Below are 15,270 nucleotides of genomic sequence, written 5' to 3' on the forward strand. Positions count from 1 at the left end.
AGTGAAGAGTGATAATGAAATTTATAGCGAAATTGCTTCGGCGCTAATAAAGTCTGCGCCAGAAGATTCAAAGAAAATAAAAATGAAAGCGGAAATGAAGTATGGAGATGACCATCTTAAAGCGACATATTTCTATGAAAATATGGATGGAACGGAGAACTGGTTTTTGCCAACGGGAGATGATGTTGCAGGTGATATGTTAGATCTATTGGTTGAGTTAAAGTCATATTTCAAAGAAAACAATTTATTTAAAGATGATCGCCCGTGGGTAGGGGTGGTTTTGAATATTGACGTTGTAAACTCGAAGATCAAATGCGATTTTTTATATTCATAATGGGCGTGGTGTTTAAAATTATCTTAGTTAAAGAGGAGGCGAAATTCATCAAAATTCATAGGTAAATGATGCGGCAAGCCAGAAGTGATCGCGGGTCACGCCTTATACAAAGCGAAGTTCGGTCATATCATCAACCCTTTTGCAGGTGCGGATGGCGTTGAGCAGATGCGGTTTGTTGGCAACATCGTGCACCGGATAACAGGGTCAGGTTCTTAGGTATCCCAACGTTTACAGCGCCAGCGTCATCTGTTCGCTTACTGCCGCAGGCAGTGCGTGTAGGCGTTGGAGCCATCGCGATACCGGTGGCGGCTTACAAGGTGACGCACTCAAGCAATTGGAGGGTCTCTTGAGTTCTGGGAATAATGGGGTTAGTGAAATTTCAAAAGAAAAGCTTGTTGCACTATCTGGGAGTAAAAAATGAGTTCTTCTATTTTTGAGATATCCTTGAAGGATAAATTTTTATTTTCGGATGTCGCCAATGCACTTCTGGAGTGTTTGAATAAAAAAGTATGCGGCGTGGTGAGTGATTCGATATATTGGGGGCTGCCCCTGGAGCAGCAAATAAATAGTGTTGGACTGGAGGTAATTCTATCTGAAATCGGCTATAAGACTTTAGTGAATGGAGTTTGCTTGTTTGATTTGTATGGAGAGTCTCTGGGTAAGTTGGCTGCTTGCATATCTGTTAAGTTGAAAACGGAGGTTGTAATTGGCGATTGCATTAAAGACACGGGCCTCGTCACTGGCCGATATTTAGTTTTCTATCCGGACGGATCATTTAAGAATGCTTATGAATCTGTGAATGATGGAGACTCTTTTGATGTGGTTGTGGTGGAATAGTTCGCATCTAGTAGATTATTATTTAAAATGCGACGTGGTTAGCCAGAAGAGTGATTGGTCTTTGCAAATCCAACGGCGATTCGCGCGGCGGGCGATCTGACGATCCAGAGCGGACAGGACACGGTCGGCAACGCCAATACCTACAACAACAAGGCTATCGGCACGGTGATCATCTCCGACACCGAGCGCTTCGCCGGCTACCACACCGAGGACCATCGCGACGACAGCGCACAGGTCACGCAAGTGGCCAGCAGCGTGGGCAGCCTGGGCGGCAGCGTCAGCCTGACCGCGGGTGGCGCCTATACCCAGTCCGCCAGCAACGTGGTGGCGGCCAAGGACGTGGACATCACCGCTGCGTCGATCGACATCTTGACTGCCAACGACACGCACTCGGCCTCGTCGCAGGACGACACGCTGAAGTTCGGCGTGTTCGCGCGGGTGAAGTCGCCGCTGATCGACCTGATCAACAACGTGGATGCGGCACGCAACTCCGACGGCCGGTTGTCGGCGATGCAGGGCATGGCCGCGGCGGCCAATGGCTACCAGGCGGCCAGCGCGATCAGCAGTACCGCCCAAAAAGGGGGCAGCGGCTCGCTGGTCACCGTCGAAGCTGGCGTGGGCTATGCGACCAGCACGGAACAGTACAAGGGCAGCAGCCAGACCTCGCAAGATTCCACCATCAGCGGCGGCGGCAACGTCAGCCTGACCACCACGCAGGGCGACCTGCACGTCGTGCAGGGCAACCTGAAAGCCGGCGACACCCTGAGCCTGGACTCGGCACGCGACCTGGTGCTGGAAGCGGGCAAGTCCACGGCCTCGGAGCAGAGCAAGGGCAGCAATGCCGGCGTGGAAGTGGGCGTGGGCGCCTCGGTGGGCGCACAGTTCGGCGTGTATGTGTACGCGCAGGCCAGCGTGGGCAGCCACAAGTCGGATGCGGAAAGCACCACCTGGCAGAACACGCAGCTGGCGGGCCAGAACATCTCTCTCGCCACGCAGGGCGACACCACCTTGCGCGGCGCAGTGGCCAAGGCCGACCGCATCGACGTACAGACCGGCGGCGACCTGACCATCGAGTCGTTGCAGGACACCGCCAACATCCAGTCCAAGGAAAGCGGATACGGCGGACGGATACAGGTGGCCATCGGCAGCGCGTGGGATGCCAGCGGCTACGCGAGTTCGGCCAAGGCGAGCGGCAATTCTTCGGGAGTGACCGAACAGTCGGGCCTGTTCGCCGGGGAGGGCGGCTACCACGTCACCGCTGGCAAGGAAACCGGGGTCAGAGTGCACTTTCCCGACCAAAGCTCAGGCGCTTACCCGATGGGACGGCTCCTTTGGATAAACGACGCTGGTCCCACAGCGGAGCGAAGGATGGAACATGCCACTCCACCCCGACTGGATCTTCCCGGTGTCGCCCAGCATACGTGCAGCGGGGCAATGACCGGTAGCCATGCTTCTTTACCGACATCGACCGGACACGCTACCTGCAGGATCTGCACGAACTTTCGCTCAAGCTCAGAATTGCCGTGCATGCTTATGTGTTGATGACCAACCATGTGCACTTGCTGCTCACCAGCCAGCAACCGGCAAGACGTCAACGCTGATGCAGTCGCTCGGTCGCCACTATGTGCGCTAAACCAACACGCGATACCGCCGCACCAGCACCTTGTGAGAAGGCCGCTACAAATCGTGCCGGGTGCAGGATGAAGTCTATTTGTTCCGCTGCTACCGCTACATCGAACTCAATCAGGTGCGCGCCGGCATAGTCGCCGATCCGGCGAGCTGTCGGTGGTCGAGCCATTGCTGCAACGGACTTGGCTAAGTTAACGCGCTGGTGCAACCACATGGGAACTTCTAGCCATTGCCCCAACCGGCGAACGAGCAGACCACTATCGCCGCTTCGTTCTGGATGCCATTAGCCCTGATGAGACAGCTGCCATCCGTCTCAACCTACAGCGCCAACATGCGCTGGGCAACAAGCGCTTCCGTGCGGCCATCGAGCTCCAGCTTCGCCGCCGTGTCGGACCCGCTGCACTAATAGGTAGGTCGCCGAAGGTCAGACTGACAGGAGAGGAAAGTACACTCTGACCCCCCGTTTCCCGAAAAACAAAGTCAACTACAGCCACAGGAGAAATAAATAGACCTGATGTAAACTTGGTGAATGGTCATAAGCCATTGAAGCTTAAATTTCCATTGACTGGGGAAGCTGGGCCTAGGGGTTAAAGTGAAGCATATGAAAAAAGAGATTGTTAAAGAGCTGGCCATTATTATGGACGTGCTTATTCTCAGCGAAATGCCGGTTATATTCTTTGGGATGGATGGCACAGGGCTTGATGAGTATCCTGCGTGTTCTACATCCTCTCAGCAACTATCGGTAGACATGATTTATCGGTTTATTAAATGTGGGTTAGTAGAATTTCTTCCTGACGACTGGGTAGAGGATGCTGGTTTTAAAAGTATTGATGATTATTTTGAAAAATTAGCCAGCGTCGACAAAAATAAAAAATCAACTTCCGTTGAGGGAGTGTCTAGGCAACATGCTTTGGATATGGGGGTTTGGCTTGAGCCTCAGCTGGTTTCAACTGATTTTGGAGAATCGATTTTTAAAAGATGTTTTGCGGAAAAAGAAGTGAGTGATGATGAATCCCTCGATAGGTTTAGAGAGGAGCTGCAAAGTTTATTCAAAAAAAACAATGTTCCATGGGTAAATAAACCATTAGTTCCCCTTAAGTTAAAAGATGAGTAGGTGTTTTCGGGTAAATTTAAGTGATTGGCTTTATCCAATAACGGGGCAAGAGGAAATATCCGTTTGGAAATCCGCTGCAGGTACTCGGCGCCAGCGTCAACGCGCTGGGCCGCGCCACCAACGGTCTGGGCGGCGTCAACGCAGCCGCAGCGCCGGCGTTGACGCCGCTACCTGATCGAGACCGATACACGCTTCGTCAATTACGACAACTTCATCAGCAGCGACCAGTGGCTGGCCGGTCTGGGCTGCGAGGCCACGGGGATCGATCAATGGCTGTATCCGGCCAAACGGCGGCGCAAGCTGTACCCGACCCTGCGCGTGGGGAGGGAGGTGCTGGCCCGAAGTTGGCCCATGGAGCCGGTCTGGAGGTGGCTGCAGCGACTGCGAGAACTTCCGGAACACGTCCTCGACCAGATGGTTGCCCCTTCATGAAAAACGTGGGGATGCCTCCATTCTGATCATGTTTCACGGCGCAAACGTGCGCTGGCAGCACATCGTCCCTTGGAAAAGCGTAGTTTTCCAGAGCAGCGCGGCCCTTGTCGGACGATCAAACAGCTTCAGAATCTCCGCCAGCAGCCGCTATCGCTACCTCAAGTCACGATGAGGCCAGAATGGAACTCCTACCCAAGCTTTTTCTGCTGACCGCATTTTTCGCTGCAGCTTGCCCAGCCGCGGCCATAGCCGACGACGACGAGGACGAGCAGGCACGGGTCAACCCTGACAACCAGGCGCGGATCCGCTTTTTCGGGCAGGCCGTGATTGGCCTGGAGTTCTATCGCAACACCATGTGCTACGGCGGTGATGCTGAAAGCGAAACGCCCTCCAGCAGCGGCTTCGGCGGTGCCTTCGGCAGCAAGAAGAACATTTCCCTGGGAATGCCGGTCACCCCCAATGTCACCAACCTCAAACAGCGCAACGGCATTCTGGCCAAGGCGTTCTATCGCGAATACGTCATCACCGCCGGCGAGCCCATCGCCATCCACGCCTCGTATTATGAAACCACGGGGCCAAGCGGCATTTCGCGCGGCTGCAAGGATTTCGGCGTGTCCTTCGTCCCCGAAAAAGGCCAAGACTACGAGGTCGCCCTGGATCTCTCGCGCCAGTACTGCCATCTCACCATCTCCAGGATCAGCGAAACCAGCGACGGCGTAGCGCTGGCTCCGGTCGAATCCAAAGACGCGCAGGAATGTAGCGACGAATAGGGCCGCTTCGTTGCCGGGTGTGCCAACCGGTATGTGCGAACGCCGGCATTGGTCTCCGAAAACTTGGGGTCAGAGTGAAGTTTCCCTAGTCTCTACATCCGTTGGAACCTATGGCGCCAACATGCGCTGAGCAACAGCCCCTTCTTTGCGGCCATTGAGCGCCGGCTCGGCCATCGTGTCGGCCCCGCTGCGCGGGTGTAAACAGAAGGTCAAATTGGCAGAGGGAAAGTGCACTCTGACTCCTGTTTTCTGGCGGCCAAGGTCTACACCGACACTGACACCGGCAGCGTGTCCGTGGCCGCGGGCAACGCGCTGCCCGCGGCGGCGGGTGGGTGCCCGAGGCTGAACCCGAATAGCACCACAGGCACCGGTAGAAGAGAACGCGCGAAACGCGAATTGCGGCGTATCGCCAGCCTGCATTGTCAGGACTATCCCGACACCGCGTCGGAGATGCTCGGATGGTGGATCTGCCTACAGCACAGGACAATACAACAGCGCCGAATCGCAGTCAGGGGATTCCGTTTCGTCGCCGATCGCTTGCGTCGCACCAGCGACCCACCGCATTCCAGCGATGGGTCGTGCCGCTACGAATGCACAAACATCTCGTGCTGAATACCCAGCGAAGGATCGTCCATGGTCGGTAGAAAACTCTCGTGGCTGTGCTTGGCGTCGCTTGCCGCAACGACCGCTTCTTGCGCCATCGTCAAGAACGCCCCGCAACTATTCCTCTACGACGAGCCTGCCGACGGCGAACGCACGCGCCTGCGCATGCTGGGCGCGACCGACAACGCCGTGATCTATCCGGGCACCACCTGCAATCGCGGCCATGTACCCGGCTTCGGACGAGTTGCGTTCTCTCCTTTGACCGCGCATCGGAACCTGCAGATGCCGCGCCTGAGCGATACGCCGAAGCGGTCGCTCGAACTCTATGTCCGTTCCGAACAGCCAGTCGTGCTGGCGTTCGACGCTGGCGCGTCCGCGCCTGCGGCACCGTGCCCGCCGGCGCCGCCCGGCTACCGCATGGTCTGCAATCGCCCGATCGGCCATGGCCCCACCTGCGTTGCCGCAGGGACGTTCGTGCCGCAAGCGGGGCAGGACTACGAGGCTGTCCTGAACACCGCGTCCGGCGCGTGCAGTCTGGATGTCTATGCGCTCGTCAAAGACGCCAACGGCCGGATCAACCGCCGCTCGGTGCCCAGTCGTTCGCCTACTTGCCCCGCCGATCAGAAACAATAAGGAACGTTCATGTCGTTGAAAGTGTGGATATACGGGATTGTCGTCGCCGCTGCGGCACCTGTGCTGTTCGGCTGCGCCAGCACCGGGAAAAAGACCGCTTTCGTTGAACCGGCACAGAAGCCGTTGACGGTGCTCGCCACTACGGACATGAAAACTCGTGGTCTGCGTGTGGTGCGGCGCTCGCACACCGCCAAGGCGACGAGCCTGAAGGTGATGCAGGGAATCTTCGGCGCGATGGGCGGCGGCGTGGGGGTGCAGACCTTCAGGAAGGAGGATCTGCTGGGCGAGCCGAACGAGGCGATCGTCGATCCGGGTCTGGGTACGCTGCCGGGCGTGCTGGAGGCGCGTTTGCGTGACTATGCAGCCGCGCATCCGCAGGATGTGCCGCCAGCGGCCTTCAAGGTGAAGGCCGAGAACTGGCTCCTGGTCTACAAGTCGCTGTCGGACGCGAATACGCCGTATGAGCTGCACTTCTCGGTACGGATGGAAGCGCGTCCGGCCGATGTGGCAGGGGTGCGCCAGGCAGTGGTGTCGCAGCGTTGCGCGCCGGCCGTCATCGAGTTGCCGATCGGTGCCTGGGAGGCCGACGACTACGCCGAGGTCAAGCGGCGGGCGGTGGAACTTTCCGAGCAATGCGCGGCCGAGTTCGCACAGGGCTTCCCGACGCTGTTCGAGAAGGTCGAAGCGATGGCGGTAACGCAGCAATAATCCTGCTGTCGCCGCCTGCGCGGCTCTCGTCGGCGTGTCCGCCATCGCCACGATGGCGTTCGCTGCCGACCACCGAGCCAGCGCGTCGCAGGCGAACCCGTCGCAGTTCGGCGTTATGCTGCGCGTCATTGCCTGGACGCCGAGCACGATGACCGACACGCCTGCACCCCCCGTACTCTCCGCCATCGAGGCCCGTGCGCTGGGCTGCCTGATCGAAAAGGAGGCCACCACGCCGGATGCGTATCCGCTCACGGTCAATGCGACGGTGGTGGCGGCCAACCAGAAGACGTCGCGCGAGCCGGTGATGTCGCTGAGTCCGGGCGACGTGCAGCATGCGCTGCGTCAGTTGGAAGGGCGTGGGCTTGCGCGGCAGCAGTTCTCCTCGCGCGCCGAGCGCTACGAGCATCGCCTAGCGGCGGCGCTGGATCTGACCCAGCAGCAGGTGATCCTGGTCGGGCTGCTGTTGCTGCGCGGTCCGCAGACGGTGAACGAGTTGCTGTCGCGGGCCGAGCGCATGGCGCGGTTCGCCGATGCCGAGGATGTGCGGCACCAGTTGGAGCGGTTGGCGCAACGCCAGTTGGCGGTGCAGTTGCCGCGCGCCAGCGGGCAGCGCGAGGATCGTTACATGCACCTGCTCGGTGGGCCGATCGATGCGGAGGCATTGGCGGCGTCGTTCAAGTCGCGTCCGGCGGCGTCCGGCAACGACGAGCTGGAAGCGCGGGTGCAGGCCTTGGAGGCGGAGCTGGCGGAGCTGCGCGAGATCGTCGCGGGGTTGCAGGCGCAGAGCGGTACAACGTAGCGCCTTATTGTGTTGGACGCTGCCATGGCAGTGTCCAGCGCGCGCCCCCACCAGCGCGCTTTCCGGATCCCTACACTCGCCGACGCGCAAGGCGACGCGCCGGATGTTCGGCTCAACAGCTAGGCACGCTGTGGTGCGGACTTATCGCTCCCAAGATCGCTAGCGTCGCCGCCGGCGCGGCCTTTCTCAGCGACGGACAGCGCGTCGCATCATCTTCGCGTCACCGGCGGCGCCGATCCCTCACTCCACCTCCATCTGCGGAATCAGCACCAGCAGATCGGTCGCGCCCATGTCCACGCCGGCCTGGCTGAGCAAGGTGGTGGCCTGGCCGCGGTGGTGGGTCTGGTGGTTGAAGAAATGCAGCAGCAGGTCGCCGAAGCGGCGGTGGTGGGCGTCGCCGCGGGTGTTGCGGTAGTGCAGTACGACGTCCAAGTCCACCGGACCTACCTGTTTCATCCAGGTGGCGATGGTCGCGTCCAGTGCCTGTCGCCGCGCTTGCAATGCGGCCAGGGTCGGGGCCTGCAGCGCGTCCAGCGTGGTGGGTGTGGGCTCGGTGGCGATCGCGGTTAGCGCCGGATACTGCGCCGGATGCATGGCGAAACGCTGCAGCCATAGCGTATCGGCCACCACCAGGTGATTGAGCGTGCCCAGCATCGAGCCGAAGAAGGCGCCGCGCGGCTGCGCGATGGCGTGTTCCGGCAGCGTCGCCGCGGCGGCGTAGAGCCGCTCGTTCATCCACTGGTTGTAGCGTGCTAGCAGTTGCAGCGATTCCAGGGTGTCCACGGCTCAGGGTTCCGGTTGCGCGGCGGGTGCCTGCAGGTCGCGCGCGTACAGCTCGACGTCGTGCGCGTCGTGCGCGTCGTCCGCGATCCGGATGCGGCCCTGCGCGGTGAAGCCCAGCGCCTGCAACAGCCGGATCGAACGCGGATTGTCCGGCGCCACGATCGCGCATAGGCGCGGCAGTGCCAGGGTGTCCTGCGCGTAGGCCAGGACCGCCTGCGTGGCTTCGCTGGCATAGCCGTGCCCTTGGTAGGCCTGCAACAGGGCGTAGCCGAGGTCCGGCGCGGGCAGGGTGGGGCGCAGCACCAGGCCGGCCACGCCGAGCCAGGCGCCGTCGTCGCGGCGTTCCATGGCGTACAGGCCGAAGCCGTGCTGGGCGTAGCTGAGCACCGCGCCGTCGGCGAGGTAGCGGCGCGCCTGGGCTTCGTCGCGCACGCCGCGGTCGCCGATATGGGTCAGGAAGCCGGGGTCGTTGAGCAGCGCTAGCATCGCGGCGGCATCGCGATCGGGCTCCAGCAAGCGCAGGCGCAGGCGCGCGGTTTCGATCACGGTGGACATGGCCGGTTCCTTGCTGGGACGACGAGCGCGCCAGCGTGGCGCGACCTCCGCGGCTTGGCAAGTCGCAGGAGTTCGCCTGGCGCGTAACGCGCCTGCAACATCGCCCTTGCAGGGAGAACCGATCGGCTGCCCAGCCTGGCAACTCCGTGCGCCGTACCTGCTCAAGCGACGCCATTACAGCAGCCGGGGCGCCCCGTTGCGGCCAGCAGTGTGCCGCAGACACCGATGCACGCCGTTTCGCACGCATGCCGGGCAACCCCGTAGCGTCCCGCCCGCCGCCGCACCGCGACCCACCTCCATCCGCATCGCCGCAGGCCGCCTACGCGACATCGCCCGCAGATGCAAGCGAACCTCCGGTTGGCCATCGGCGAACGTCCAGTTAACAGCTTCACGCCGTGTGTCGGTATTCTGGCGCCCATGCGATCCATCCCCCGCCTCGCCCTGCTCTTGTCCTTGCTGTCGCTGGCCGGCCTCGTCCAGGCGCGCGGCACGATCGAAAAAGTCCAGATACAAGGCCTGGACGAGGACGACGACGCGGCGATGATCGAGAACATCGAGGTCTCGCTGTCGCTGTACCAGACCATCGGCAAGGTTCAGGGCGAATCGCGCCTGGAGTACCTGCTGAGCCAGGCCGAGCGGCAGACCCGGCAGGCATTGGAACCGTTCGGCTACTACACCCCGACCATCACCGTCGAAGCGCCGCGCAACGACGACAAGCTCAACGTGACCCTGCACGTGGACAAGGGCGAGCCGGTGCGGGTGCGCAACTTCCACGTCGGCATCACCGGCCCGGCCGAGGACGACAGCTACCTGGGCGAGGACCTGCAGAACTTCCGGCCCAAGGCCGACGAGGTCTTCGACCACACCACCTACGAGACCAGCAAGGTCACCATCACCCGGCGCCTGGCCGAACGCGGCTACTTCGATGCCGACTTCACCCAGCGCAAGGTCGAGGTGACCCGCGCCGACCACGCCGCCGACATCGACCTGAGCTGGGACAGCGGCCGCCGCTACAACATGGGCGCGATCCGCTTCCACCAGGACTACTTCCGGCAGGACCTGTTCGACCCGCTGGTGTACTGGGACGAGGGCAGCTACTACCACGAAGGCAAGCTCGACCGGCTGCGCGAATCGCTGGTCAAGCTTGACTACTTCAGCGCCGTCGACATCCAGCCCAAGCCCCAGGAAGCCGACGCCGACGGCAACGTGCCGGTCGACGTGAACCTGACCCGCGCCAAGCGCAGCATCTACACCAGCGGCATCAGCTACGGCAGCGAGAGCGGCGCCGGCGTGCGCCTGGGCGTGGACCGCCGCTACGTCAACGCGCGCGGACACAAGCTCAGCACCCAGCTGGACTACGCGCAGAAGCGCAAGAGCCTGATCACCAGCTACCGGGTGCCGGCGTTCCGCTGGCTCGACGGCTGGTACACCGCCTCGATGCGCGCCTACGACGAGCAGACCGACTACATCGACCTGCGCAACCTCAAGCTCACCGGCAGCCGCAGCGGCGAGATCAACGAGCACTGGACCGCGATCGCCTCGCTCAACGCGCTGCGCGAGCGCTGGCGCTACGCCACCGACACCGTGTTCGACGATGCGCTGTACCAGTACTCCACGCTGGTCTATCCGCAGATCGAGGCCGACTACGTAGGCGTGGACGACAAGGTGTTCCCGCGCAAGGGGTTCAGCGGCAACGTCAGCCTGCGCGCCGGCGCCGAAGGACTCGGCTCCGATGCCAGCTTCACCCAGGCGCACCTGCGCCTGAACTGGTTCCAGGGCCTGGGCGCCAACAGCCGCTTGATCCTGCGCGGCGAAGCCGGCAGCACCTGGACCAATGCCCTGGTGGCGATGCCGCCGAGCCTGCGGTTCTTCGCCGGCGGCGACAACAGCATCCGCGGCTACGCGTTCCGCGAGGTCGGCCCGCGCACGCCCAGGCCGGACCGCTTCGCCCTTGGCGCCAAGCATGTGCTCACCGGCAGCGCCGAATACGAGCATTACTTCAAGGGCGGGCCATGGGGCGGCGCGGCCTTCGTCGATAGCGGCAGCGCCTTCGACGACACCCCCGACTGGCACACCGGCGTCGGCTTCGGCGTGCGCTGGCGCTCGCCGGTGGGGCCGGTACGGGTGGACATCGCGCATGGCCTGAACGATCCGGACTCGCAGTTCCAGCTCTATCTCAACATCGGAGCCAACCTGTGAGCGCGACCGGCTCGGCCACGCCCGCCACGCCGCCGCCGCGGCGCCCGCGCTTCTACCGGCGCAAGCGCTTCTGGTGGGGCTCGGCGCTGACCATCGCCGGGCTCGGCCTGCTTGCCCTGATCGCCGTGTACTGGCTGCTGCAGACCGTGGCCGGGCGCGACGTGCTGCTGGCGCAGGTCGTGGCGCGGCTGCCGGCCGGGTCCTCGCTGACCTGGGAGCGCGCCGAGGGTCCGCTGGCCGGCCCGCTGACCCTGTACAACCTGGATTTCCGCTACGACGAGATCCACTTCACCGCCGAGCGCGCCTACCTGGATCCGGACATCCGCCCGCTGCTCGGACGCAAGCTGCAGCTGGACGTGCTGCAACTGAAGAACGCCACGCTCAACCTGGCCAAGAGCGAGGAACCATTCGAACTGCCGAGCTGGCCGCAGTCGCTGCCGCAGATCGAAGTGCCGCTGGCGCTGCAGGCCGATCACATCGCCATCGACGGACTACGCATCACCCAGGCGCAGCAACCGATGATCGACATCCGCACGCTGCGCGGCGGCATCGAGGTCGCCAATGGCGAATTCCGCTCGAAGCAATTGCTGGTGACCAGCGACCGCGGCGATTTCCGCGTCGATGGCGATTACGTGCCGGCGCAGGACTACAAGGCCGACCTCACCGCCAGCGCCGTGCTGCCGGCCGCGCGCGGGCGCACGCCGGCGCGGTTGGGCCTGGTCGCGCGCGGCAATCTGGACAAGATGGAAGTGGCGATCGCCGGCAACGCCCCGGCGCCGCTGCGCGCCACCCTGGTGTTCACCGGGCGCACCGATCCCACTTGGCAGTTCGCCGCCAGCAGCAAGGCGCTGGACCCGTCGCTGTTCGTGCCGCCCGGCGATGCCGCGGCCGACGCCGGCGAACCGCTCGCGTTCGACCTGAGCGCCTCCGGCAAGGGCGGCGACGCCAAGCTGCAAGGCCAGCTCGCGTACGGCGCGCAGAAGCTGACGCTGGATCCGTCCAACGTGCGCCTGGACAACCAGGTGCTCACCGTCGCGCCGCTGCAGCTGCGCGCCTTCGACGGCCAGGCGCGGCTGCGCGGCACCGCCGATTTCCGCGATCCGGACAACGCGAGCTTCCGTTTCTCGGTCAACGCCAGTGGGCTGAAGTTCGCCACCACGCCGGACCCGTCCACGCCGGACGCACCGGCGGTGCCGATCCAATTGGTCGAAGCCAACCTCGGCCTGGCCGGCACGCTGAAGCAGTGGGCCACCTACGGCGAAGCCACCGTCGCGCGCGGCAAGGACAGCGCGGGGCTGCAGCTGGACGTGCGCGGCGACGACCGGCAGGCGCAGATCTTGCAACTGCAGGCGGCGATGCCCACCGGTACGCTCGATCTCGGCGGTGCGGTGGCATGGGCGCCGGAACTGAGCTGGGACCTGAGCGGCAAGCTCGCCGGCTTCGACCCCGGCTATTTCGCGCCAGGCTGGGACGGCAACCTGTCGGGCCAGTTCGCGTCCAAGGGCAAGCAGTTGCCGCTGCGCCCAGACGGCAGCGCTGCCGGCTACCAGGCCAGCCTCGACGTGCCGCACTTGAACGGCAAGCTGCGCAGCCGCCCGCTCGACGCCAACGGCAAGTTCGCGCTGCAGGGCGAGCAGGGCGAAGGCAAGCTGCAGCTGGCGCTCGGCGACAGCCGCGTGCAGGCGCAGGGCAAGGTTGGCGACCAGCTCGACATCGATGCGCAACTGCAGCCGCTGCAGCTGGCCGACCTGCTGCCCGGCGCCACCGGCAGCCTGCGCGGCAGCGTGCAGGTGAAGGGTCGCCGCGACGCGCCCGACCTCACCGCCGACCTCACCGGCAACGGCCTGAAGTGGGACAGCTACGGCGCCGACAGCGTCACCCTGCGCGGGCGCCTGCCGTGGCGCGGCAGCGGCGGCGAACTGGCGCTGCGCGGCAGCGCGATCAGCGCCGGCATGGTGCTGCAGACGCTGCGCGTGGATGCGCGCGGCGCGGTGGAGAACCTGCAACTCGATGCCGACACCCAGAACGACCTGGGCGCGCTGGCCGTGGCCGGCCAGCTGCGCCGCGACGGCGCGCGCTGGCAGGGCGGCGTGAACACGCTGCGGGTGGCGCCGGCCAAGGGCGAGCCGTGGCAACTGCGGCAGCCGGCCACGTTCGCCATCGCCGGCAGCGCCTTCACCCTCTCCGACACCTGCCTCGGCGCGACCGGCGGCGGCGCCCTGTGCGTGGCCGCGAACTGGCCCAAGCAAGGCCTGACCGTGCGCGGCGACGCGTTGCCGCTGTCGCTGGTGCAGCCGTGGCTGCCGCCCAACAGCGGCCGCAAGATCTACCTGCGCGGCGAGCTCACCCTCGACGGCAGCTTCAAGCCGGCCGGAAACGCCTGGCAGGGATCGCTGCGCCTGGCCTCGCCGGAAGGCGGCCTGCGCCTGGGCGACAACGCGCGCGGCGAACTGGTGCGCTACGACCAGTTCAGTTTCGTCACCGACTTCACCGCCCAGCACATCCACTCCAAGCTCGGTGTCGGCTTCAAGGGCGACGGCTTCATCGACGCCACCGTGGACACCGGCTGGGACGCGTACGCGCCGCTCACCGGCGAGATCTACATGAACATGTCGCGGCTGTACTGGATGGAGCTGTTCTCGCCCGACCTGGTACGGCCCAAGGGCCTGGTCGAAGGCCACGTCAGCCTGCGCGGCACACGCTCGCAACCGTCGATGGGCGGCAACGCCACGCTGAGCAACTTCACCGGCGAACTGCCGGCGCTGGGCCTGACCCTGAGCGAAGGCAACGGCCGCTTCGACGCCCAACCCGATGGCTCGGCGCGCATCGTCGCCGCGGTGAAATCCGGCGAAGGCACGCTCAACGTCGACGGCGGCCTGTCCTGGTACGGCGACACCACGCCGCTGCAGTTGAACATCCGTGGCAGCAACGTGCTGGTCTCCAACACTGCCGAACTGCGCGCGGTGGCCAATCCCGACCTGCAGTTCGGCATCGCCAACAAGACCATGAAGTTGAACGGCCAGGTCACCGTGCCGTCGGCGGACATCGACCTGGAGCGGCTGGACCGCGGCACCTCGGTCTCCGAGGACGTGGTGGTGCTGGACCCGGCCGATCCGGAAGAAGCGCCGAGTTCGCCGCTGGAGATGGACCTGCGCGTGGTGCTCGGCAACCAGGTCAAGATGGCCGGCTTCGGCCTGAAGGGCGCGCTGACCGGCACCATGCAGGTACGCTCGCGCCAGGGCCGCGAGATGACCGCCACCGGCGGCCTCGACGTCAGCGGCCAGTACAAGGCCTACGGCCAGGACCTGACCATCACCCGTGGCCAGCTGACCTGGAGCAACAACGTCGTCTCCGACCCGCGCATCAACATGCGCGCGCAACGCAAGATCGGCGACGTCACCGCCGGCATCGACGTCACCGGCCGTGCCACCGCCCCGCGTGCCGACGTGTGGTCGGACCCGTCGATGTCGCAATCCGAAGCGATGTCGTACCTGGTGCTGGGCCGCAGCCTCAGCAACGCCAGCAGCGACGAAGCCGACCAGGTCACCGCCGCGGCCAGCGCGCTGTCGGCCGGCAGCGGCATCCTCGCCTCGCAACTCGGCGCCAGGCTCGGCTTCGACGACGCCGGCGTCAGCCAATCGCGCGCCCTCGGCGGCTCGGTGGTCGGCTTCGGCAAATATCTTTCGCCCCGGCTCTACGTCAGCTACGGCGTCTCCCTGGTCGGCAGCGGCTCGGTGCTGACCCTCAAATACCTGCTCGGCCGCGGTTTCGACGCGGAAGTGGAATCGAGCACGGTGGAGAATCGCGGGTCGATCAATTGGCGGAAGGAGAAGTAGGCTTTCGTCTTTTATCTTTGAAAGCCTTCTTGCCCACG

14 protein-coding genes and 1 pseudogene are annotated in these 15,270 nt (G+C 63.6%); 12 read left to right on the plus strand and 3 right to left on the minus strand.

Going from position 1 to position 15,270, the window contains the following annotated elements:
* Position 1: 1 nt before the first annotated feature.
* From J2Y70_RS18525 to J2Y70_RS22275, 4 genes are all read left to right on the plus strand, one after another.
* Positions 2 to 334 (plus strand): hypothetical protein, encoded by a 333-nt coding sequence (locus J2Y70_RS18525; protein WP_309920861.1) that lies wholly within the window; start codon positions 2 to 4, stop codon positions 332 to 334.
* Between the two features lie 417 nt (positions 335 to 751).
* Positions 752 to 1,171, plus strand: coding sequence for a hypothetical protein (locus tag J2Y70_RS18530; protein ID WP_309920864.1), 420 nt, complete (start codon positions 752 to 754; stop codon positions 1,169 to 1,171).
* Between the two features lie 54 nt (positions 1,172 to 1,225).
* Positions 1,226 to 2,713 (plus strand): hemagglutinin repeat-containing protein, encoded by a 1,488-nt coding sequence (locus tag J2Y70_RS18535; protein ID WP_309920867.1) that lies wholly within the window; start codon positions 1,226 to 1,228, stop codon positions 2,711 to 2,713.
* A complete protein-coding gene (locus J2Y70_RS22275; protein WP_369011114.1) occupies positions 2,662 to 2,772 on the plus strand; it encodes a hypothetical protein in 111 nt (36 codons plus the stop codon). The genes J2Y70_RS18535 and J2Y70_RS22275 overlap by 52 nt, the downstream gene beginning before the upstream one ends.
* Here the strand turns inward: J2Y70_RS22275 and J2Y70_RS18540 are convergent.
* Positions 2,763 to 3,014 (minus strand): hypothetical protein, encoded by a 252-nt coding sequence (locus tag J2Y70_RS18540; RefSeq protein ID WP_309920870.1) that lies wholly within the window; start codon positions 3,012 to 3,014, stop codon positions 2,763 to 2,765. The two genes, J2Y70_RS22275 and J2Y70_RS18540, sit on opposite strands and share 10 nt — an antisense overlap.
* Before the next feature lie 387 nt (positions 3,015 to 3,401).
* Between J2Y70_RS18540 and J2Y70_RS18545 the strand changes: the two genes are divergently transcribed.
* The 6 genes and pseudogenes from J2Y70_RS18545 to J2Y70_RS18570 all read left to right on the plus strand — a co-directional run bounded on the left by J2Y70_RS18545 (position 3,402) and on the right by J2Y70_RS18570 (position 7,859).
* The gene (locus tag J2Y70_RS18545; RefSeq protein WP_309920873.1) at positions 3,402 to 3,914 is read left to right on the plus strand and encodes a hypothetical protein; all 513 of its coding nucleotides are present in this window, start codon (positions 3,402 to 3,404) and stop codon (positions 3,912 to 3,914) included.
* 228 nt (positions 3,915 to 4,142) lie between these two features.
* A pseudogene (locus J2Y70_RS18550) lies at positions 4,143 to 4,346 on the plus strand (IS4 family transposase); the annotation flags it as partial.
* Between the two features lie 179 nt (positions 4,347 to 4,525).
* Positions 4,526 to 5,116 (plus strand): hypothetical protein, encoded by a 591-nt coding sequence (locus J2Y70_RS18555; protein WP_309920875.1) that lies wholly within the window; start codon positions 4,526 to 4,528, stop codon positions 5,114 to 5,116.
* 633 nt (positions 5,117 to 5,749) lie between these two features.
* Entirely contained in the window at positions 5,750 to 6,352 is a 603-nt protein-coding gene (locus J2Y70_RS18560) for a hypothetical protein (protein ID WP_309920878.1), read from the plus strand.
* 9 nt (positions 6,353 to 6,361) lie between these two features.
* Positions 6,362 to 7,060: a hypothetical protein gene (locus J2Y70_RS18565; protein WP_309920881.1), complete on the plus strand. Its 699-nt coding sequence runs from the start codon at positions 6,362 to 6,364 to the stop codon at positions 7,058 to 7,060.
* A 148-nt stretch (positions 7,061 to 7,208) separates the two neighbouring features.
* The gene (locus J2Y70_RS18570; RefSeq protein ID WP_309921096.1) at positions 7,209 to 7,859 is read left to right on the plus strand and encodes a DUF480 domain-containing protein; all 651 of its coding nucleotides are present in this window, start codon (positions 7,209 to 7,211) and stop codon (positions 7,857 to 7,859) included.
* Between the two features lie 240 nt (positions 7,860 to 8,099).
* On the opposite strand, the gene J2Y70_RS18575 is transcribed toward J2Y70_RS18570, so the two are convergent.
* On the minus strand, positions 8,100 to 8,642 hold the full coding sequence (locus J2Y70_RS18575; RefSeq protein ID WP_309920883.1) for a DinB family protein: 543 nt from the start codon (positions 8,640 to 8,642) through the stop codon (positions 8,100 to 8,102).
* A gap of 3 nt (positions 8,643 to 8,645) precedes the next feature.
* Entirely contained in the window at positions 8,646 to 9,197 is a 552-nt protein-coding gene (locus J2Y70_RS18580; RefSeq protein ID WP_309920886.1) for a GNAT family N-acetyltransferase, read from the minus strand.
* Positions 9,198 to 9,614: 417 nt separating this feature from the next.
* On the opposite strand from J2Y70_RS18580, the gene J2Y70_RS18585 reads away from it, so the two are divergent.
* Entirely contained in the window at positions 9,615 to 11,396 is a 1,782-nt protein-coding gene (locus tag J2Y70_RS18585; protein ID WP_309920889.1) for an autotransporter assembly complex family protein, read from the plus strand.
* Entirely contained in the window at positions 11,393 to 15,232 is a 3,840-nt protein-coding gene (locus J2Y70_RS18590; RefSeq protein ID WP_309920892.1) for a translocation/assembly module TamB domain-containing protein, read from the plus strand. The genes J2Y70_RS18585 and J2Y70_RS18590 overlap by 4 nt, the downstream gene beginning before the upstream one ends.
* Positions 15,233 to 15,270: the final 38 nt, after the last annotated feature.

The organism is Xanthomonas sp. 1678, from assembly GCF_031455575.1.
In the GTDB taxonomy this organism is placed as follows: Bacteria; Pseudomonadota; Gammaproteobacteria; order Xanthomonadales; family Xanthomonadaceae; genus Xanthomonas_A.

Bases quoted from the DNA above. Each gene is read 5' to 3' on its own strand.
- J2Y70_RS18565 (WP_309920881.1), top strand. From the start codon at position 6,362: ATGTCGTTGAAAGTGTGGATATACGGGATTGTCGTCGCCGCTGCGGCA.
- J2Y70_RS18555 (WP_309920875.1), top strand. From the start codon at position 4,526: ATGGAACTCCTACCCAAGCTTTTTCTGCTGACCGCATTTTTCGCTGCA.
- J2Y70_RS18530 (WP_309920864.1), top strand. From the start codon at position 752: ATGAGTTCTTCTATTTTTGAGATATCCTTGAAGGATAAATTTTTATTT.
- J2Y70_RS18585 (WP_309920889.1), top strand. From the start codon at position 9,615: ATGCGATCCATCCCCCGCCTCGCCCTGCTCTTGTCCTTGCTGTCGCTG.
- J2Y70_RS18570 (WP_309921096.1), top strand. From the start codon at position 7,209: ATGACCGACACGCCTGCACCCCCCGTACTCTCCGCCATCGAGGCCCGT.
- J2Y70_RS18580 (WP_309920886.1), bottom strand. From the start codon at position 9,197: ATGTCCACCGTGATCGAAACCGCGCGCCTGCGCCTGCGCTTGCTGGAG.
- J2Y70_RS18545 (WP_309920873.1), top strand. From the start codon at position 3,402: ATGAAAAAAGAGATTGTTAAAGAGCTGGCCATTATTATGGACGTGCTT.
- J2Y70_RS18540 (WP_309920870.1), bottom strand. From the start codon at position 3,014: ATGTGGTTGCACCAGCGCGTTAACTTAGCCAAGTCCGTTGCAGCAATG.
- J2Y70_RS18560 (WP_309920878.1), top strand. From the start codon at position 5,750: ATGGTCGGTAGAAAACTCTCGTGGCTGTGCTTGGCGTCGCTTGCCGCA.